Here is a 19,965-nt window from a genome sequence, read left to right as displayed (position 1 = left end):
ACAAATTGTCGATTTTCTGTCACTTTTCTGTAGCAAATCCCTTATAGTCTTCCTGTACCGAAGGATAGTTTTCAAAAAAAGCAGGAACGACAAGAATGAAAAAATCTACCCTGCTGCCCCTGGCATTGTGTTTATCAACACCGGTCAGCGCTGATGTGCTGATTTCGCAATATGTTGAAGGAAGCAGCTATAACAAGGCTCTCGAGCTTTACAATACCACGTCACAACCGCTCTCTCTTACAGGCTATACACTTTCTGTGTATTCAAACGGCCAAACCGACGCCAGCGCCATTATTACGCTGGAAGGAACCGTTGACGCTAACGCCACCTGGGTTATCGCCGATAACCGCAGTGATACAGCATTAAGTCAGTTTGCTCAGCAACTTACATCGCAGAATTTATTCAACGGTGATGATGCTGTAGTACTGACGAAAGACGGCGTGGTGGTAGACAGCCTGGGTCAGGTCGGCTTTCGACCAGACCCGCAGTGGGGAACCAGTCCGGTAAGCACCAAAGATAACACACTGGTGCGCAAACCAACGGTCCATACCGGCGATACTGACCCGTTTGATGTTTTTGCCCCGGCACAGGAATATACCGGACTGGCAAAAGACGATTTTTCCGGTCTGGGCGAGCATACGCTGTCTGATGATGCTGAGCCTGGCGACAGTGATGGTATTCCTGAAGGTGTTTGCACCAACTGTCCGGCACTGGATAAGGTGGCTGACGCTGCTACTTTCGATGCAGCCGCCTATTATGCTGCTGTTCAGTCCCAAATCGAGGCTGGCTATGATATGGCAACTATTCGCGCAACGTTAAGCGATGTGATTGCAGCCGACCAGCGCCAGCTTACCTATTCACAGGTCTGGTCAGCGCTGACTGCAACTGACCAGGATCCGGCTAACCCGGATAACATTATTCTGTTTTATTCGAACCGTTCACTGGCTAAATCCTCGAATGGTTCGGGGGCTGCATCGACCAATCCGGATAACTGGAATCGCGAGCATAGCTGGCCGAAAAGCCATGGCTTTAGCAGCAGCGCAACAGAAGCGTATACGGATATTCAGCATCTGAGACCGACTGATATCTCAGTCAACGCCAGTCGTGGCAACCTTGATTTTGACTTCTCTGACTCGCCGTTAGCCGAGGCGCCGGACAATCGCATCGATGGCGATTCCTTCGAGCCACGCGATGACATCAAAGGCGATGTTGCGCGAATGATGATGTACATGGATGTGCGTTATGAAGGCATGGGTAATGACATTACCCCAGACCTGTCGCTCGTCAATCGCATCACTGATTCCGGCAGCCCTGAACTGGGTAAGCTATGCACCATGATTGAGTGGCATAATGCTGATCCGGTCGATGCCAGTGAACTAACACGTCAGCACGCTATTTATGAGTATCAGGGCAATCGCAACCCGTTTGTGGATAATCCGGACTGGGTAAGCATGTTCTATGATGCAGACAGCTGTGATGACAGCACGCCATCTGAGCCGGAAGAACCGGTTGAGCCGGAGCTGCCAACTGCCGCACCACTGGTGCTCAGCGCTGTGTTTGACGGCCCGCTTAGTGGCGGCGTGCCGAAAGGCATTGAGCTTTATGTTGCGCAGGATATCGCTGATTTGAGCGTATGCGGTGTGGGCTCTGCCAATAACGGTAATGGCTCATCGGGTGAAGAATTTGTTTTTCCTTCTGTTTCAGTCAATGCGGGTGAGTATCTGTATATTGCCAGTGAAAGCACCGGCTTCACGAACTTCTTTGGTTTCGCACCTGATTACACCAGCGGGGCTATGTCGATAAACGGCGACGATGCCATTGAAGTTTTCTGTAATGGTGATCGCATTGACCTTTACGGTGAGACCGACGTTGATGGCAGTGGCCAGGCATGGGAATACGCCGACAGCTTCGCCTATCGCACAGCCGGTGTACCTGATGGTGAGTTCAGTGCCGATGACTGGATGATTCCGGGCAAAGATACGCTGGATGGACAGGCCGATAATGCCACTGCGGTTACACCTATTCCGGTAGGTACCTATAGCCTGAGTCCGGCTCAGCCGTTTTTCTCAGAGTACGTGGAAGGCGGCAGCTACAATAAGGCGCTGGAAATTGTGAACCTGGGTTCTGCAACCCTGTCTTTAGCTGATTATGCAGTACAAATTTTTGCTAATGGCAGCGAAAATGGGAACAGCCCGATCACCTTAAGCGGCGACCTGGCGCCCGGCGATGTATTCGTTCTGGCTAACAACCAGTCTGATGCGCCGGTGACCAGTGTGGCTGACATGCTGACTTCACAGGTTAGTTTTAATGGCGACGATGCGGTGGTATTACTGCATAACGGCGAAATTATCGATGCTATCGGCCAGATTGGTGTCAGAACCGAGTGGGGCAGTGGCGATACCAGCACGAAAGACAACACGCTTCGCCGCAAATCCTCTGTCAGCACCGGCGATGCCAATGCCTATGATGCGTTTGATCCTGCTGTTCAATGGGATGGCTTTGCCAAAAATACCTTTGACGGATTGGGCCAATACGGTAATGGCGATAACGGGGGCGATCCTGAACAGCCTTCAACCTGCTACGCGCCCGCTACCCTGATTCATGAAGTGCAGGGTGATAGCTTTTCCTCGCCGCTGGCTGGTCAGACTGTTGAGGTAGAAGCGGTGATTACTCATATTACGCCAGATCTCAGTGGCTTCTTCATTCAGGAAGAAGATCAGGATGCTGATACCAATCCGGCGACCTCTGAAGGGGTATTTGTCTATGCACCCGGTGATAACAGTGCATTGATGGCTGGGGACGTAGTGCGCTTTACCGCCAGTGTTTCTGAGCGTTATGGCCGAACCCAGCTTAGTGTTCAGTCAACCCCTCAGGTATGTGGTACAGACAGCGTTTCTGCGGTAACTCTGAGCCTGCCAGTAAATGATGAAGCTGACTTTGAGGCGGTTGAAGGCATGCTGATTTCTAATCAGTCTGACTGGGTAATAAACAATGTTTATAGCTACAGTCAGTATGGTGAGGTAACTGTATCTTCTGAGCGTTTGTTCATTCCTACTCAGCTTTTTGCGCCTGATTCTGAACAGGCCGACGCACTGGCAGCTGCAAACGCGCGCGATATGCTGATCATTGATGATAATGCCGATGGTAGTGGTAATTCACAGTATCTGCTTGGTGCCGGAGGCATAGATCCCTACAACCCGATTCGTCTGGGCGACAAGGTGTCTCAGGTTGTGGGTGTGATGGATTACGGGTTTTCAAATTATCGCGTGCGTCCGCTGGGTTTAGTGGATGTTGTGAAGGAAAATGCCCGTACCGATGAGCCAGAGCTTGTGGAAGGAAACCTGACACTGGCCAGTTTCAATGTACTGAACCTGTTTAATGGTAACGGTCAGGGAGAAGGCTTCCCTACCTCTCGTGGTGCCGATACCGTGGCGGAATATGAACGTCAGCTTGAGAAAATTGTCAGCGCGATGTTAGAGCTGGATGCTGATGCTATCGGCCTGATGGAAATTGAAAACGACGGTTTTGGTCCGCTGAGCATGATTGCACAGCTCACCGATGCACTGAATCAGCAAACCGGCGCTGATGTTTATGCCTTTGTTGATGCCGGTGTCGAAACCATTGGTACCGACGACATCACCACCGGTCTGCTTTATCGCAAAGACAGGGTGGCGCCAGTTGGCAGTGCGAAAATTCTGACACCGCAAAACAGCATCAGTGACGAAAACGGCCCGTTATTTACTGACCGTAACAGACCGGCACTGACACAGCGCTTCACCCATAAAGACACCAATCGCGAATTTGTTATCAGTGTTAATCACCTGAAATCAAAAGGTTCGTCATGTGGCGCCGGTGATGACGATCCCCTTGCCGGTAACTGTGATGTAACCCGCACGCGAGCCGCGATTGCACTGAATACCTGGCTGGAAGCCCAGTATGCAGATGTATCGAAGGTGATAATGGGTGACATGAATGCCTACGCGCAGGAAAACCCAATCACTTACCTGACCAGTTCAGGCTATACCAATACACTGGAACAGGTAGATGGTAAAAAGGTCTATACCTATACCTTCCGTGGTGAGTCCGGCACGCTGGATTATCAGTTAGTGAGCGGTACTATGAAAGAAGCATTAACTGATGCGACAGCATGGCATATCAACGCTGATGAAATGCCGGCAGTCGACTACAACAGTGAATACAAGCCAGACGCATGGCTTAATACCCTGCTGTATCGTGCCTCTGACCATGATCCGGTTGTAACCAGTTTTAACCTGACCCTGCTGGGCGATATGGATGGTGACGGCGATGTCGATACCTCTGACTTCCGCCTGTTCATTAAAGCTGTGCTGTTTAAGCAGCCTGTCGACCCAGAGCTGGATTTGAATAATGATGGGCGTGTAAATAACAAAGATGTACGTTTCTTCCGCGACCTGTGCACCCGTAAAGGATGCAAACGTGAAGACCGCGGGCGGGGGCGTGCAAAGGTAAGCAGTTTGCGTTCATTGTTTAACTAAAAGCGCATTACCTTTTAAAAAACCAGGCAACAGCCTGGTTTTTTTATCTCTGACAATCTGACTGACTATTACGGTCGTTAAATTATGATCTTCGAATACGTTAACTGCTTAATATTAAAACTGTATTTACGTTGTCTCACTGCTATGCTTTGACAATCACAACGAAGAGGAAAGCTATGCGATATTTCACACTTGCGCTGGGTATGCTTGCGTTTACTGCTCATGCCGAGGATATTTCGGTAAAATCTCCGGACGGCGATTTAGTTCTGACATTTTCAGATGAAAATGAACTGGCTGAGTATTCGCTGACATTCAAGGGTAAAAAACTGATTGATGCCAGTAAGCTGGGCTTTACCTTTGAACAGGCACAGCCGATGTATCGTGACTTTTCGGTAAAAGAGATCAGCCGTGATAAGCATGATGACACCTGGGAGCAGCCCTGGGGCGAACAGCGTATCATCGAAAACAAGTATAATGAACTGGCTGTGGAGTTTACGCATACCGATGATGCGCAGCGCAAGTTTGTGGTTCGCGCCCGTGTTTTTGATGATGGCATCGGCTTTCGCTACGAAGTCCCTGGTGGTGGGCAGCGCAACATTACGCGCGAACTGACACAGTTTCACCTGACTAATTCAGACAATGCTACAGCTTATTGGATCCCCGGACAGGGCCGTGAGCGCTATGAATACCTTTACCGTGAAACGCCTTTGCAGGACGTAGATCTGGCGCACACCCCGTTCACCGTTAAATATGAAGACGGCACGCATCTGGCCATTCACGAAGCGGCACTGGTTGATTACGCCGGAATGAGTCTGCAGCGTCAGGATGGAGGCCGTTTAGAGGCTAATCTGGCTCCGCGGGCTGATGGTACACTGGTGCATAAAGAAGGCAGCTTCACCACACCGTGGCGCACTGTAACTGTGGGTGAACAAGCGGTTGATCTTATCAATTCCTACATTTCACTTAACCTCAATGAACCTAATAAACTGGGTGAGGTTGATTGGATTAACCCGGGTAAATATGTTGGCATCTGGTGGGGCATGCATATCGGCAAATACACCTGGGGCTCTGGTGAGAAACATGGGGCAACCACCGAACGTACTAAAGAATATATGGACTTTGCCGCCAAATATGGCTTTGACGGAGTATTAGTGGAAGGCTGGAATAAAGGCTGGGATGGCAACTGGATCGAAAACTCTCAGCTATTCAGCTTTACCGAGAGCTATCCGGACTTTGATATCAAAGCGGTAACTGATTACGGTAAGAAAAAAGGCGTTACGCTTATCGGTCACCACGAGACTTCTGGCGGTATCACCAACTATGAAGAGCAAATGGAAGATGGCTTCAAGTTGTATCAGGACCATGGTGTAGAGCAGATTAAAACAGGTTATGTGGCATTTGGTCAGAACCTGAAACGTCGGGATGAAAACGGCGTGATGCGCTATGAATTTACTGACAGCCAGCCTGTGGTCAATCACTTCATTAATAATGTCAGTACAGCGGCAAAATACGAGCTGGCTATAAACACGCACGAATCAGTGAAAGACACGGGGCTACGTCGTACCTATCCTAACTGGATTTCACGGGAAAGTGCGCGCGGGCAGGAATACAACTCGGGTGCTGGTGCGCCTAATCCGGCTAATCATATTCCTACCATGTCATTCACCCGCATGCTGGCCGGCCCTATGGACTTCACACCAGGCATTTTCGACTTCGATTATAAGCGTCCTGAAGTGCCGGAAAACGATACGGCCGACTTTGTACGCCGCCCGATGTCAACATTAACGCGTCAGCTTGCACAGTACGTTGTATTGTACAGCCCTATTCAGATGGCGGCGGATTTACCGGAGAATTATCTTGAACATAAGCAGGCCTTCCAGTTTATTCAGGATGTCCCTACCGACTGGGAAAAAACTGAAGCGCTGCAGGGTGAAGTTGGCGACTTTATCGTTATTGCCAGACAAGAGAAAAAGCACAGGGACTACTCAGGTGATGACTGGTACCTTGGCGCTATTACCAATGAAGAGCCCCGGACTGTCACGGTAAAACTGGATTTTCTTAAATCAGGGCAAAAATATGAAGCCCAGATCTATCAGGACAAGCAGGATACGCAGTGGAAAGATAACCCGTATGCAATGAGTTATGAGACAAAAACCGTTACTGCGAAAGACAGCATCGACTTGTATCTGGCGAATGCTGGTGGTGCCGCTGTGCGGTTTAAGGCGCTGAACTAGTTCGGTAGATATTTATCGATATAAAAAAAGCCCCGCTGGTACGGGGCTTTTTGTTATCCGGTATACGCGAGATCAAAGATAATCGAACTCACTACCTGAAATTGACAGTACCGACGCTTTTCCTGCTTTCATCGCTACTTTGTGAGCATCACGACGCGGTAAAATGCGAGCGATATAAAAGTCTCTGGACTTGGCTTTTGCACTGGCGATAGTTTGGTTTTCACTACGTGATGCGCTATCTGCCATGCTATACCAAAGTACGCCAATCAGAGAATAAGCGGTGTAGGCAAGGTAATCGCACGCGGCACTGGCGACATCGGCCGGATCCAACGCCAGACAATCGGCTGAACTTGCACGCCAGTCATCCAGTAATGCCTGAGCCTGTGCTTTAACAGTGTCATCCTGAATATTTTCAACCAGCTTACCAAACTCGATATAAGTGGTTTCCATCATCTGGCCCTTATCGCGGGTCAGCTTTCGACCGATAAGATCCAGCGCCTGAATACCATTGGTGCCTTCATAAAGCTGCGCAATACGTACGTCACGCATTAGCTGCTCCATACCCCATTCACGAATATAACCGTGGCCGCCAAGTACCTGAACCCCCAGACTACTCGCTTCCAGTCCCATATCGGTCATAAAGGCTTTACACACCGGCGTTAAAAATTGCAGCACCTGACCTGCGGTATTCTTGTCTTCATCATTGCCCAGGCGTTCAATGTCCATATACTTTGAATACAACACCGCAAGCGCCCGGCAGCCTTCAGTCTGTGTTTTCTGGGTTAACAACATGCGTGCCACATCGGGCTGAAAAACAATGGGGTCGGCTTTTCCGTCAGGATTCTGAACACCCTGTGGCGCACGCGACTGCACCCGCTCACGAGCGTATTCCAGGGCACCCTGAAAAGACGCCTCGGCTGCGCCCAGACCTTCCAGACCGACCTGAAAGCGTGCGTCGTTCATCATTGTGAACATGCAAGCCAGACCTTTGTTTTCCTCGCCAATCAGCCAGCCTTTGGCGCCATCATAATTCATTACACAGGTGGGGCTGCCTTTAATACCCATCTTATGTTCGATACTGCCGACAGAAACCGCATTGGCCTCGGCAGGCTCATTGTTATCATCCAGCAGAAATTTAGGAACCAGGAATAAGCTGATGCCTTTAACACCTGCAGGTGCATCAGGCAGACGGGCCAGTACCATGTGGATAATGTTGCTGGTCCACTCGTGGTCGCCACCGGTGATAAAGATTTTATTTCCGGTAATGGTATAACTGCCATCATCCTGCGGCTCAGCTTTAGTATTTAGCAGTGCCAAATCGGTACCAGCGTGAGGTTCAGTCAGGTTCATTGTACCGGTCCACTCACCGCTTATCAGCTTAGCCAGATACTGTGACTTAAGTGCTTCGCTGGCATGGCGTGTCACGGCAAGAACGGCGCTTTCCGTAAGCATGCTGGTCAGGCGCCAGCTCAGGTTGGCAGAATGAAGCATTTCATGTACCGGTACAGCCATCGAATAGGGCAGCTCCTGGCCATCATAGTCGGCCGAACCCAGCATGCTGTTCCAGCCATTTGCGATATATTCTTTATATGCCTCAGCAAAACCGTCAGGGGTGGTCACCTTGCCGTTTTCAAGCTTACAGCCTTGCTCATCACCAGTGCGGTTTAGCGGTGCTATCACATCTTCGGCGAACTTCGCGCCCTGAGAGATAACTTCATTAGCAAGTTCAAAGTCGAAGTCGCTGATACCCAGCTGTTGATAGTGTGTGTCTAATGACAACCACTCTTTAAGCAGAAACTGATAGTCTGCCATAGGGGCCTGATACTGAGGCATAACCCACTCCTATTAAATTTAAACGGGTGTTTGAATTTGCAATTATACGCACAATTTACGCACCGCCAAGCATCGGTCGCTGATTTATAAAAAATTTAACTTCCATCCATTTAACTGTGCGTTAATCTAAAAACCATCATCACCACTACGCTGTAGTGCCCGGTTAATAAGCCTGAGTTGATTAATAATCATTTTGCTAATTACCGTTATAGCAACGGGGTGGAAAGAACGCCATCGGGTACTACCAAAATGCATCGAGGCACGTGTATGAACCCAGTCAGTCCGACAAAGCTACTTCATAGTAAATGGACAGCCGTGCGGCATGTGAACAAAGAAAAGCACTTCACCGTTACTGAAGTTGAATATAACGAAGCGGGTGCTGTTGTTCATTGTGTGATTGAGGCAATACACTCAAACAATGAATATGCAATTGACTGGCGTGAACTTAAGAAAACCGATAACTGGCGTCAGGGCTGGAAGTAAAAACATCTCACGGAATACAGCCTGTTACCTTTGCTTCGGGGTAAGAACATATTTTTGTATAAAGGCCTGCATGTCATCTGCCACTGGCAAATCATCAGGATTAGCCCAGCTTAATGCGGCGACGGTTCCGGTATGTTCGCCCTTATCATAAATGTAGGTACTGACCTGGCCATCCACCGATTCTATTTTTGCCTTTAGTCGTTTCAGGTTCTGCTCGTGCACCGTCTTATCATTTGATGAATACATCAGCGCAAACGGGGGCTCACCACCATCGATATAATGGGTGACAACCATTTTGTCGAACTGTTCGGGCGGGCCAAACATATCCCGAAGGTCATCTGCTTTAGGCGTAAAGTCATACGGACCGTTCATTCCTACAAATGCATCAATGCCTTGTGGATCGCCGCCGGCTTTTTTCAGATAACTTTCGTCGGCTACCACTAATGCACCAATATGCGCACCTGATGAGTGTCCACTGATAATTAATTGTTCACTGCCGCCGTACTTTTGAATATTGTTTTGTATCCACGCCACCGCTGCTGCAGCATCATCAACAAATGTCGGAAATTTCACTTCCGGGTACAGCCTTGTATTAGGTAATACCGCTACATAACCCATCGAGGCCAGGCGTATGCCGACAAACTGATACTGATCTTTTGAACCAAAGCTCCAGCGGCCACCATGAAAAAATATCACAACTGGCGCAGTGCCTTCATCCAGGTCCTCAGGGACGAAAATATCCAGCTTTTGACGGGACGCAGTGCCATAAGCAATATTTTCGGTGATATCACCATCAAAAGTGAGTGTGGTGGTGTTAGCCGTGGCAAACATCAGTTTTGCACAGCCGCCCAGTAGCACGGTAGCGAATATAATCAGGAGCAGTTTCATACACATTTCTACTGTATCGCAAACAGAAAGTTCATGCGTGAAGCAGCTAACTCGCTGGTATTACAGCAAATTAATAATCCCCTGCGATGATCGGATGATAGCTCTGGTTCAAATATCCAGAGTAAAAGCATGCGCGTAAGCCAGAAAACACGGGCTTTAGTACAGCGGTTACGGTATGCGTGCTGTTATACAGTATTCATGTCTGGCTGTACCGTGACACTGGATTCAGCAGACTAAACCTTCAATAAGGATTTAGAAAACGATTGAATTAAAACAACATGAAGTGGATGACATTTCAGGGGGAATGGCGGTCGCAGTGTGGGCACTGTTTTTGACTGACTACGGGGCAGGTGCTTTTGGTCATATCGGTAGCTGGCTAGGCTCGTCCTTGTATGATGCTGCTCACAACATTCCCTAACAGTTTTCGGGGCCATTTATGTTGGCCCCGGCTTTCAAGGAAAAGATATGAAGGAAAAGAGTAAAATAGAAAAGATAGGCTATTGGTTCTTTTGTACTTGTGTGTTTTTAATGCTGATGGATTATATGTTCTTTAAATCATAGTACTTTTAAAAAGACAAAAATCTTACCCAATGATTGCTCAATTTGAGGCATGGGTATCACATTGCTGGTGTAGCAGACGTCATAAGTGGAATACGTTTCGAACAACTTCTCATTTGCGGCTATGTTGTGGCCAAGGGCAGCATTTCCAGTCAGTCAGAACGATGTTTTTTAATACGCTACTACAGTTGGTAAAGCCTGCCTTACCATCAAATATCAGGTGATTTTTTCACCCGTTCTGATAAAGTAGATAGCGATAAATACTTAAATTTCAAACGCTCACGCATTTTTGGCAGAACAATTGTTACCCTTTTCTTTTTCTGCTTTTTAAGCGTAGTGTTATGGCTGCCATCCTCAGATAAAAACGAATAACCATTGATGTGCGGCCTGTGATCCATGCGATGGATCAGTACAGGATGTTAATTTATAAAAGGAAGTACATCATGTTGAAGCCGATAAGGTTACTTGCAATGGCTATGGCGGTGAGTGGGTGGCTGTTTTGTCTCCCCGCGCTGGCCAGCGAATCCCCTCCCGTTACCCTTGATTCACTTGATAAAAGCATGGCCGAACTGGTCAAAAAAGAAAACCTTCCCTCACTGTCCTACGCAATTGTTCAACCTGATAAACCTGCGCATATAAAAACGATAGGCTCGTTACAAAAAGGGCAGGAAACTCCGGTTACCGCCGACACCGCTTACCGAATTGCTTCTATAAGTAAAATGTTTGTAGGGATTGCGGCAATGCAGCTTATTGAGGAGGGGAGGATAGATCCCGATTCGAACGTTGCCGAAGTGCTGCCAGAATTCGAATTTGAAAATCCTTGGGAAGCAACACACCCGTTAAAAGTTAAACATTTGTTGGAAAGCACAACAGGCTTTGACGAAATGTCGCTGGCAGAATTTGTGTATGATAATCAGCCAGTGATGCCTTTAACTGAAGCGTTGCGTTTTCAGCCTGACAGTCATATCAGCCGGTGGGCTCCCGGTACTCGCCATTCCTATTCAAACACCGCTGCGGCGGTTACCGCGCTGCTTATTGAAAAAGTCACGGAGCAGCCTTTTACCGACTATGTGCAAACCGAGATATTCACACCTTTAGGCATGAATCACACATTTTACGGCACCGCGCTTGAGTCGGTCACGATGGCAGAAGGACATAGTGGGGGCAATATCGTAGAGCACGACCATTTACTGATGTACCCCGCGGGGGGCGCCTCATCTAGCATTAGTGATATGCAGCGTCTACTGACCTTTTTTACAGAACGGGGAAAGCCGTTGCTAAATGCTGAATCCATCAAGCGTATGGAGCAATCTCAAACCACCAATGCGGGTAAATTTGATGCCGGGTATGGGGTCTATAACTTCTCTCGTTATTATGATGGCTGGGGATATCGGGGCCACGATGGCTCGTTACCCGGATGGACGTCGGAGCTGTCTTATTTACCTGACAACGGGACCGGCTTTGCGCTACTCCTTAATGATGAAAACCCCAGGGCATTCTATAAAGCTGCAAGATTGCTGGCAGACTTTATCGCACAGGAGAATACTGTACCGACTGTAAAGGCGGAACCGGTACCCCAGCGGTGGCAGGAACTGTCAGGTTACTATCGTCTTATCAATCCGCGTATAGAAAAGCAGTATTTTATCGAGAGAATAGCTTCGCCTGTTTTAATTGATATCAACGATGAGGGTGCACACCTTTCTATGGTGGCAAATCCTGGCTGGCAACGAGATATTGTTTATGTTGGCAATGATATTTGGAGCAATGATAAGGGAGAGATTGTAATGACCAGCGCCACCGATCCGGTAGCTGGAGACGTCATTCATTACGGTGATCGGGTTTTCGTTACGACCTCTGCATTTGGCGCTATAGCAGATAAGGTTATATTTTTGGCGTGGTTTCTGACGCTGGTTATTACTGTAGTTTACACGCCTGTCTGGCTGATCAATAAGGCACGAGGTAAAATAGTCGGCGCCCATAGCCTGCAGCTGCGTAAATGGATGTCTTTATCTGCCCTGATTGCCGTGGCGTTTTTAGTCTTAATCGGTGTAGGGCTCAGCAATCCTTTTGACAATCTCGGTGGACCGGGGCCCATTTCCGTGGCGCTGTTTATTGCGTCAATCCTGTTAGCTATAGTCACATTATGGGCATGCTGGAAACGCATTAAATATCGTGGTCCATCAACGTCACGCTGGCTGCGCGGCTTTGTAGCTGTCTATCTTGCGCTTCAGCTGGTGGTAGTCATTTACCTGGCGTATTTTGGTGTGATTGGGCTGGTAAGCTGGACATAAACGTTATGGCACTGAGCGGCAGTTTCGACGCCGCTCAGTTTACTTGATCATTTGCAGGCCGTTGAATAGGTACAAGCCAGTTACGCGCTGACAGAATCGTATACCACCACCTTTTTCCACAGGTGGCTGTAATCTTCAATAAATTTTTTGTGAAGTGGATGGCTCTGGTAAGCGTTCTGATCTTCAATACTGTCAAACATCATCATTTCAGATACCTGATAACTAGAGTCAATGACATCCCGTGACTCAGTAGCAGCAGGCACACCCACATGCAGGGCCTGGATATGTTTAATCTCACGTAAGCTGTTTAAACCCTTCACCAAAGATTCCCGGTCCTCGGCGGAGTCAGGATTATTAAGCCAGAAATACACCATATGAACCACCGACGACACACCTTTACAGGAAGAGGAGCCGTGTGCGCTCACCGGCAACGCGGTGGCGGCACATATTGACCCGGCTGCCATACCGGCGAATGATAAAAATTTTCGTCTGGCTGGGTGTTTCATAGGCAATTCCTTTGTGTCATATAAACGATAGCGAACCACCTATAGGAAGTTGCTTTAGCATCAAGCAGGTTGTGATTCGCTTAAGCCACAATATACCAACTCTTTCGCAAGTGCTATCCAGTGTCACCACACTTGCTTTTTAAGCATGCGTTGGTCATGCTTGAGCGAAAATTTTTAACCTAAAAAGGGTGGCAATGTCCTACGTATCTCCGGTGTGTGTGGTAACTGGCGGGAGCCAGGGAATCGGGCTGGCTGTCAGCGAGAAAATGTCGGCAAATGGCTATCGGGTGTTCAATCTGGATTTGGAAGATTTTGCTCGTCCGGTGGAGCATGGTCAGTGGCTTCAGTGCGATGTGGCTGATACTGAACAGGTCAGGCAGTGCATAAGTCGGGTAGTTGAGCAGGCTTCACGTATTGATGCGCTGGTATCCAATGCTGGCATTCACTTTTCCGGCACTATTGAGCAAACCAGCGAGGCGGAGCTGGACCGCGTTTTTGCTATCAATGTGAAAGGTGCCTATGCCGCCATTCAATCCGTACTTCCGGTAATGAAGTCACAGCGCGAGGGCGCAATTGTTGTTATGGGATCTGATCAAAGCCTGGTGGGTAAGCCGGGTTCATTTGCTTACAATCTGTCAAAAGCCGCACTCGCATCTATGGTGAAAACGACGGCGTTGGACTATGCCGAATACCGCATCCGGGCCAATGCTGTTTGTCCTGGCACCATCGAGACCCCGCTGTTTCATAATGCCATTAATCGTTATGTTGAAAAGTCAGGGGCAAATAAGGATGACGTGGTAGCTGACGAAGCTTCACAGCAGCCCCTTGGTCGCTTAGGCCAGCCAGAAGAAGTTGCAGAACTGGTATTATTTCTGGCGGGTGGAAAGTCTGCGTTTATTACCGGTAGCCTGCAGGTTATCGATGGGGGCTACACTGCGCGTTGATGTATCCGTTAATTGATTCACACGTACACTTGTTCGACCTTGAAAAAGGTGAGTATCACTGGCTGCAAGCCGAAAATGCACCTCACTGGCCTGATAAACACCTCATCAGGCGCTCATTTTCTCAACAGGACATCAGCCTGACCGACCCTGTTCACTTAAGCGGTATCGTTCATATTGAGGCAGGGTATGACAACAACATGCCGTGGCGTGAGATTGAATACCTGGAGCACTCGGCTTCACTGCCGTTACGGACAGTTGCCGGGGCTGATATTACCGACGCCAATTTTTCAGATACGCTGGCTAAACTGGCGGAATTACATAGTGTTTGTGGTATACGGCATATTCTTGATGAGCAGGCGGTGTCTGTACTCAATCATCCTCGTACGCTTGAAAGTTTTAAGCGGTTAGCAAAAAGAGGCTGGCATTTTGAAGCGCAATTTTCTGCCAGTGACAGCCAGGCTACTCGCGCCCTGCTTCACGTTCTGAATACAACCGGTGTCAAATGTATTATCAACCACGCCGGTATGATACCTGGTGAGACGGTGGATGATCCTGTATGGCGAGATAGTCTGCAGCATCTGGCGCAAAATCCGAATGTGGCAATCAAGGCGTCGGGGTGGGAAATGATGGGCTCGACGCGGCAGTGGAACACAGGTCAGGTGGCTGACATTATCGACACGCTTATCACGTTATTTGGTATGCAGCGGGTCATGCTGGGCAGCAATTTTCCGCTGTGTCTGTTTAGTTGTGACTATCCTGCTTACTGGCAGCGCCTGGTTAATAGTCTTCCTGCAGTGCACCTGAGCGCACTTTTGAATGAGAACGCCCATCGCTGGTATCGCTTTTAGCCAGTCTCAACCAGATTAAAAATCAGTAACAACCAGTCAGTATGTTGCTGCGTAAAAAGTGTATTACCACGCAGGCCGAGCTTATGCACAAATATATTCTTATAGTTTTTTTCACAGGTCTCATCACTGGGTGCTCCAGTGGTGACTGGCGTACTGCAAGTCGCGAACCGGCGGGCATTGCGCCGGAGCCTTCTAAAACTCCTCAGGCTGTTATTGAGGTGTACGCGGCTGATGCATTCAGTTGGAAAGGCTGGTTTGCTGTGCATACCTGGATTGCTACAAAAGCACCGGATGCGCAGGACTATACCGTCTATGAGGTCGTGGGCTGGCGTACAGATCGTGGGCTGCCTGCACTCAAATCTTACCGTACCAGTACACCTGACAGATTCTGGTATGGCGCAAAGCCAGAAAAAATACTGTCATTAACGGGGGATAAGGCGGCTTCGCTCATTCCTGATATTGAGCAGGCAGTAGATGCGTATCCCTGGGCTGACGAGTATCAGGTATTTCCCGGTCCCAACAGCAATACGTTTCCGGCATGGGTCGCCCGGCAAGTGCCCGAGTTGGGGCTGGAAATGCCATTTAGGGCTATCGGCAGTGGCTATGCTGACGACTAAAAAAAGGGAGTAGTCACTCCCTTTTTGAATGGTATGCCTTATCTTAAATAGCGTTATTTCAGTGACGTAATCGTCATATAAGGTGAGCGATAAACAATGTCGTCGTTCAGCTCAATGCCCAGTCCCGGCGTGTCCGGTGCGCTGATGTAGCCATTTTCAGGCTGGAAATCCTGTATACATAATTCACGGTTCCAGTGTTTCGTGGCATAGGTATGATGCTCATGTATCAGAAAGTTTGGAATGGCAGTTTCCAGGTGCAGGGCAGCTGCAGTAGCCACCGGTCCGCCACACACATGGGCTTGTATACGCACATCGTAAATGTCCGCATAATCACAGACTTTTTTCGTTTCAGTGAAGCCACCACACAAACCAACATCGGGCTGTAATACATCCAGTGACTGATCTTCCAGATACGGGCGGATATCCCAACGGTTATATAACCTCTCTCCGCCTGCGATTGGCACATTCACACGACGGGCGACTTTGTCATGTAGCTTGGCGTTAAGATAATTCACAGGTTCTTCGTAATACAAACAGCCTATGTCTTCAACAATATCAGCCAGTTGAATGGCGGTTGAGGCGCCCAGTAAGCTATGACATTCAAATATAATGTCGCCTTCATCGCCCATAGCATCGCGGATAGCCTGCAATCTGGCGCGGAACAGTTTCATTTCTGATTTGGTGAACAGCTTAGTGCGATCAAAATGGGTAACGCCGTCTTTATCATAAACAATCGGGTCAACCTTGATGGCATCGTAGCCCTCGGCCATGGCTTTTTCCGCCGCGCGACCGTACTCTTCAGGCGCATTCAGTTTGGTAATGTCTTTATCCCAGTCAAACTGAAGCTGACTAGCGTAACAGCGAAGTTTATCGTTGGTGCGACCACCGAGCAGGTCATATACGGGCACGTTAAGCGCTCGTGCGCGGATATCCCACAGCGCGGTGTCAATGGCGCTCATAGCTGCATATATGACAGGGCCGCCGCCCAGTCCCCAGAAGCTTTCCCGCAACATGCGACTCCACAGGTGCTCGGTATTAAACGGGTTCCAGCCAATCAACATGGCTTCGGCAATCTCTTTAATCATATGCGCAGCAGCACTATGACCCAAATCATAGGCCAGACCAGCCTCACCTACACCGGTAATGCCCTCATCTGTGTAGACTCTGACAAACACAGGGTTCCATGGCGGACGATCCGGACATTCAATATCAAAAATTTCTACTTTGGTAACTTTCATTTTTTATCCTGTATTACTGGGCGTTATTCGCAAAACCCGGGGTCCATCTTCCATACTTTTCTTAGCATCGCTGGCCAGGCTTTCTGTCCACCGGTCTGGCCAGAGTGCACTTTACTGGCCTGATCATAAATACCATCGACAATAGATTGTGGAACAGGGATAACCTCGCGCCCTGAATTCATGAGTTCTACCTGAATTTCACAGGCGCGTTGCAAGTCATAAAACCGCATAAAGGCATCGCCCACTGTTGTACCAAGTGTCAGGCCACCATGATTAGGCAGCAGCATGTGGTTGGTGTCACCCAGGTTTTGCTGCAGACGTACCCGTTCATCATCGTTCACAGCCAGCCCTTCATAATCGTGATAACTTAATGAAGGCAAAGAGAACAATGAATACTGACTCCACGGCTGAAGCCCACCTTTAAGTGATGCCACGGTGATGGTGGCTTTTGTGTGCAGATGCACAATGCATTTGGCATCGCTGCGCGCTTCGTGAATAGCGCTATGGATAGTAAACCCAGCAGGGTTGATAGCATAGGGCGTGTCATCCTGGATATTACCCTGCAAGTCGACTTTCACCAGGTTTGAGGCAGTGACCTCGTCAAAGGTGAGTCCGAACGCGTTAACCAGATAGTACTCGGTATCAGGTACTTTCGCTGAGATATGCGTGTAAATCAGATCTCCCCATCCCATGTCAGCGACCAGACGATAACAGGCTGCCAGATCGACCCGGGTTTTCCACTCGGCGTCACTTACATTGCCCTTTAAGCTGAAAGCGGCTAATTCAAACACAACCGGAATTCTCTATTTTTTCTAAAACAGGGGTATAACGCTACCAGAGGGAAGGGTGGTTCACAATTGGCGAATGGCGCTCAGGCCGGAACAATTGCCCTGATTTGGCGATTGGGGAAAGTATCGCGCGGCGGGTGCCGCGCGTTAATACAACTATTTTGCCTGCGCTTCGGTGGTAATACGCAGCATGACTTCATCAGAAACATTCGGTACGTACTTATCGATACCAAAATCTGAACGCATGATGGTTGTCGTTGCGTCAAAGCCAATGGCCTGCTTTTTCGTCATCGGATGCTGACCCTGCTTGTTCAGTGTCACATCAAAAGTAACCGGTTTTGTTGTGCCTTTGATGGTCAGATCGCCATGCACTTTATATTCATCGTTACCGGCTTCTTCAACGCGGGTACTTTTGAATGTCGCTTCAGGGTACTCATCAACATTGAAATACTCTTCGTTCATGAATTCATTGGTGAGCTTTTTCACGTAAGAATCGACAGTATCTACCGGAATAGTGACATTGATACTTGATGCGCTGGCATCTTCATCGTCAAAGGTAATGGTGCCCGATGCATCGTCAAACGTTGCAGTTGGATTGGAAAAACCAAAGTGGCTCCAGCTTGCAATAACGCTGGTATGGTCCGGGTCAATGTTATACGTTGTAGACTCAGCGAAAGCGGCAGGTGTCATAAGCACTGCAGACATTGCAGCCGCCAGAAGCGGTTTATTCATTACTTTCATCCAGTATTTCCTTTTGATTAATCTGTGATTTGTCACACATTGATAATCAGACAGTACCGTTTCGGTTCAGCAAAGAAATATCAAGTTTTGGGATAAAACGTTTCAATAAGACGAACTTAGGCTTTCTCAATTAATTGCCACACATTAATCCTTGCTTCGCACTGACCTTTTAACCCGCCTTTTACCTCTGAGTCCTGAACTTGTTTAAGCTGATAGAAGGGCGCATAGAAAGTCTCAATCTCAGCAGCGGGGACACTGAAAGGCGGTCCATCCATATGAGCCTGGTCATAGGTGAAAGTGATCACAAGCTGAGGTGCGGTATCGGTGATAGCTCGCAAATGTTCAGTATATTTTTTTCGCATTGAATCAGGCAGGGCGACCAGGGCCGCACGGTCATATATGCCATCTATGCGCCCGATGCTGTTACCGGTCAGCTGAAAAATATCACCGGTGAATACCTGAATGCCGGGGGCGGTATAGATTTTTCCGGATGCTGTATCCTCTACCGCGGGTTGGGTCTGTAATTCTTCAAAAAGCTGTTTAACGGCGAGTTCGCTAAGCTCAGCACCGACAACTTTAAACCCTTCTTTAAGCAGCCAGTGAATATCCCGGGTTTTACCGCAAAGCGGAACAAATACCCGACTACCGGAAGGTAAATCAAGGCCACTAAAATGCCGAGTCAGGCCCGGATTATACTCTTTTTCGTGAAAGCCAATCTCATTGGTTTCCCATTTGTTGTGCCAGAATGTTGCTTCCATCTTGCGCTCCTTATCAATCTCCGATGAGGATAGCGCGATTTTACCACTGGCTGAAGATCGCAGATAAAATAGCTTATCGAAGTGAAATGGAGGCGGAGTCTCAGCGTTACAGTGCGATTTGGGGGAGGCAGGTACTGCAAGGCTCCTGCATATGGTAAAAGAAATGACTTACTCGTTGCGTGGAAGCATTTCCTGCAACAATACTGTGCTCATGATTGTGCGATATTCTGCACGATCACCACTTTCGTTTTCCATTTTTTCCATACTTTTTTTGGCCCATTCCATATACTCGCCACGGCGCTTGTCATTTTCATCTTCTGATGCCCAGTCTTTGAACTGACGAACAATATAGATGTCCGGCTCATCAGCGCGGGCGTGTACGTTATACAACACGGTATAGCTTTCCAGCCAGCCCTTGGAAACGGCAAATTCCATGCTTTTACGCCACTCAGCAGCTAACCACTTGCTGTATTTAAGACCTGCGCCATCCTCAGTCTTGATGCCGGTTACTTCCCAGTAGTTACCGCCTTTAAACGGGGGTTGATGGTCATCAGCATAGGCATTTTGAATAGTTAAAAAACTAAATACACAAAATAAGACACCTCCAATCACGTGTTTCTTCATCGTCGTATCCTCATTTCAGACCTGCAACATTACAGGCTGAACTACAAAAATAGTTCGATATATTAGATATGTCTAATTTTAGGGCCGATGTCCTCGCTAC

Annotated in this window: 15 protein-coding genes; 7 read left to right on the top strand and 8 right to left on the bottom strand. The window is 48.4% G+C overall.

The window, feature by feature from the left end:
* Positions 1–95: 95 nt before the first annotated feature.
* Complete coding sequence (locus FBQ74_RS14390; protein ID WP_139757319.1) at positions 96–4,514, top strand: ExeM/NucH family extracellular endonuclease; 4,419 nt, start codon at positions 96–98, stop codon at positions 4,512–4,514.
* 176 nt (positions 4,515–4,690) lie between these two features.
* Entirely contained in the window at positions 4,691–6,748 is a 2,058-nt protein-coding gene (locus tag FBQ74_RS14385; protein WP_139757318.1) for a glycoside hydrolase family 97 protein, read from the top strand.
* Positions 6,749–6,820: 72 nt separating this feature from the next.
* Here FBQ74_RS14385 and FBQ74_RS14380 read toward each other — a convergent pair whose 3' ends face one another.
* Entirely contained in the window at positions 6,821–8,581 is a 1,761-nt protein-coding gene (locus FBQ74_RS14380) for an acyl-CoA dehydrogenase family protein (RefSeq protein ID WP_139757317.1), read from the bottom strand.
* Positions 8,582–8,848: 267 nt separating this feature from the next.
* On the opposite strand from FBQ74_RS14380, the gene FBQ74_RS14375 reads away from it, so the two are divergent.
* Entirely contained in the window at positions 8,849–9,064 is a 216-nt protein-coding gene (locus FBQ74_RS14375) for a TIGR02450 family Trp-rich protein (RefSeq protein ID WP_139757316.1), read from the top strand.
* A gap of 24 nt (positions 9,065–9,088) precedes the next feature.
* Here FBQ74_RS14375 and FBQ74_RS14370 read toward each other — a convergent pair whose 3' ends face one another.
* Positions 9,089–9,952 carry an alpha/beta hydrolase gene (locus FBQ74_RS14370; RefSeq protein WP_139757315.1) on the bottom strand — a complete coding sequence of 288 codons (864 nt, stop codon included), beginning with the start codon at positions 9,950–9,952 and terminating at the stop codon, positions 9,089–9,091.
* Positions 9,953–10,953: 1,001 nt separating this feature from the next.
* On the opposite strand from FBQ74_RS14370, the gene FBQ74_RS14365 reads away from it, so the two are divergent.
* Entirely contained in the window at positions 10,954–12,801 is a 1,848-nt protein-coding gene (locus FBQ74_RS14365; protein WP_168190677.1) for a serine hydrolase, read from the top strand.
* An 80-nt stretch (positions 12,802–12,881) separates the two neighbouring features.
* Here the strand turns inward: FBQ74_RS14365 and FBQ74_RS14360 are convergent, their stop codons facing one another.
* Positions 12,882–13,307 (bottom strand): Dabb family protein, encoded by a 426-nt coding sequence (locus FBQ74_RS14360; protein ID WP_139757313.1) that lies wholly within the window; start codon positions 13,305–13,307, stop codon positions 12,882–12,884.
* 194 nt (positions 13,308–13,501) lie between these two features.
* Here FBQ74_RS14360 and FBQ74_RS14355 point away from each other — a divergent pair, with 194 nt between their 5' ends.
* The 3 genes from FBQ74_RS14355 (at position 13,502) to FBQ74_RS14345 (ending at position 15,716) form a co-directional block, all read left to right on the top strand.
* Positions 13,502–14,251: an SDR family NAD(P)-dependent oxidoreductase gene (locus FBQ74_RS14355; protein ID WP_139757312.1), complete on the top strand. Its 750-nt coding sequence runs from the start codon at positions 13,502–13,504 to the stop codon at positions 14,249–14,251.
* On the top strand, positions 14,251–15,099 hold the full coding sequence (locus FBQ74_RS14350; protein ID WP_139757311.1) for an amidohydrolase family protein: 849 nt from the start codon (positions 14,251–14,253) through the stop codon (positions 15,097–15,099). Before FBQ74_RS14355 ends, FBQ74_RS14350 begins: the two co-directional genes overlap by 1 nt.
* A gap of 83 nt (positions 15,100–15,182) precedes the next feature.
* Complete coding sequence (locus FBQ74_RS14345; RefSeq protein WP_139757310.1) at positions 15,183–15,716, top strand: DUF3750 domain-containing protein; 534 nt, start codon at positions 15,183–15,185, stop codon at positions 15,714–15,716.
* Between the two features lie 53 nt (positions 15,717–15,769).
* Here the strand turns inward: FBQ74_RS14345 and FBQ74_RS14340 are convergent, their stop codons facing one another.
* The 5 genes from FBQ74_RS14340 to FBQ74_RS14320 form a co-directional block, all read right to left on the bottom strand.
* Entirely contained in the window at positions 15,770–16,954 is a 1,185-nt protein-coding gene (locus FBQ74_RS14340; RefSeq protein WP_139757309.1) for a mandelate racemase/muconate lactonizing enzyme family protein, read from the bottom strand.
* 23 nt (positions 16,955–16,977) lie between these two features.
* Entirely contained in the window at positions 16,978–17,745 is a 768-nt protein-coding gene (locus tag FBQ74_RS14335) for a class II aldolase/adducin family protein (RefSeq protein WP_139757308.1), read from the bottom strand.
* 153 nt (positions 17,746–17,898) lie between these two features.
* A complete protein-coding gene (locus FBQ74_RS14330; RefSeq protein WP_139757307.1) occupies positions 17,899–18,483 on the bottom strand; it encodes a YceI family protein in 585 nt (194 codons plus the stop codon).
* Between the two features lie 116 nt (positions 18,484–18,599).
* The gene (gene tmpT / locus FBQ74_RS14325; RefSeq protein WP_139757306.1) at positions 18,600–19,241 is read right to left on the bottom strand and encodes a thiopurine S-methyltransferase; all 642 of its coding nucleotides are present in this window, start codon (positions 19,239–19,241) and stop codon (positions 18,600–18,602) included.
* A 168-nt stretch (positions 19,242–19,409) separates the two neighbouring features.
* Positions 19,410–19,865, bottom strand: a complete 456-nt coding sequence (locus FBQ74_RS14320; protein WP_139757305.1) for a hypothetical protein — start codon at positions 19,863–19,865, stop codon at positions 19,410–19,412.
* Between the last annotated feature and the right edge of the window lie 100 nt (positions 19,866–19,965).

This window comes from Salinimonas iocasae (genome assembly GCF_006228385.1).
GTDB classification, from domain to species: domain Bacteria; phylum Pseudomonadota; class Gammaproteobacteria; order Enterobacterales; family Alteromonadaceae; genus Alteromonas; species Alteromonas iocasae.
Note: the sequence above shows the minus strand (reverse complement) of the source record. Positions and strands in the feature narration are given on the sequence as shown.

Excerpts from the sequence above, each read along its gene's own strand:
- FBQ74_RS14355 (WP_139757312.1), top strand. The coding sequence starts at position 13,502 with ATGTCCTACGTATCTCCGGTGTGTGTGGTAACTGGCGGGAGCCAGGGA.
- FBQ74_RS14370 (WP_139757315.1), bottom strand. The coding sequence starts at position 9,952 with ATGAAACTGCTCCTGATTATATTCGCTACCGTGCTACTGGGCGGCTGT.
- FBQ74_RS14340 (WP_139757309.1), bottom strand. The coding sequence starts at position 16,954 with ATGAAAGTTACCAAAGTAGAAATTTTTGATATTGAATGTCCGGATCGT.
- FBQ74_RS14375 (WP_139757316.1), top strand. The coding sequence starts at position 8,849 with ATGAACCCAGTCAGTCCGACAAAGCTACTTCATAGTAAATGGACAGCC.
- tmpT (WP_139757306.1), bottom strand. The coding sequence starts at position 19,241 with ATGGAAGCAACATTCTGGCACAACAAATGGGAAACCAATGAGATTGGC.
- FBQ74_RS14345 (WP_139757310.1), top strand. The coding sequence starts at position 15,183 with ATGCACAAATATATTCTTATAGTTTTTTTCACAGGTCTCATCACTGGG.
- FBQ74_RS14360 (WP_139757313.1), bottom strand. The coding sequence starts at position 13,307 with ATGAAACACCCAGCCAGACGAAAATTTTTATCATTCGCCGGTATGGCA.
- FBQ74_RS14350 (WP_139757311.1), top strand. The coding sequence starts at position 14,251 with ATGTATCCGTTAATTGATTCACACGTACACTTGTTCGACCTTGAAAAA.
- FBQ74_RS14390 (WP_139757319.1), top strand. The coding sequence starts at position 96 with ATGAAAAAATCTACCCTGCTGCCCCTGGCATTGTGTTTATCAACACCG.
- FBQ74_RS14330 (WP_139757307.1), bottom strand. The coding sequence starts at position 18,483 with ATGAAAGTAATGAATAAACCGCTTCTGGCGGCTGCAATGTCTGCAGTG.
- FBQ74_RS14385 (WP_139757318.1), top strand. The coding sequence starts at position 4,691 with ATGCGATATTTCACACTTGCGCTGGGTATGCTTGCGTTTACTGCTCAT.
- FBQ74_RS14320 (WP_139757305.1), bottom strand. The coding sequence starts at position 19,865 with ATGAAGAAACACGTGATTGGAGGTGTCTTATTTTGTGTATTTAGTTTT.
- FBQ74_RS14380 (WP_139757317.1), bottom strand. The coding sequence starts at position 8,581 with ATGCCTCAGTATCAGGCCCCTATGGCAGACTATCAGTTTCTGCTTAAA.
- FBQ74_RS14365 (WP_168190677.1), top strand. The coding sequence starts at position 10,954 with ATGTTGAAGCCGATAAGGTTACTTGCAATGGCTATGGCGGTGAGTGGG.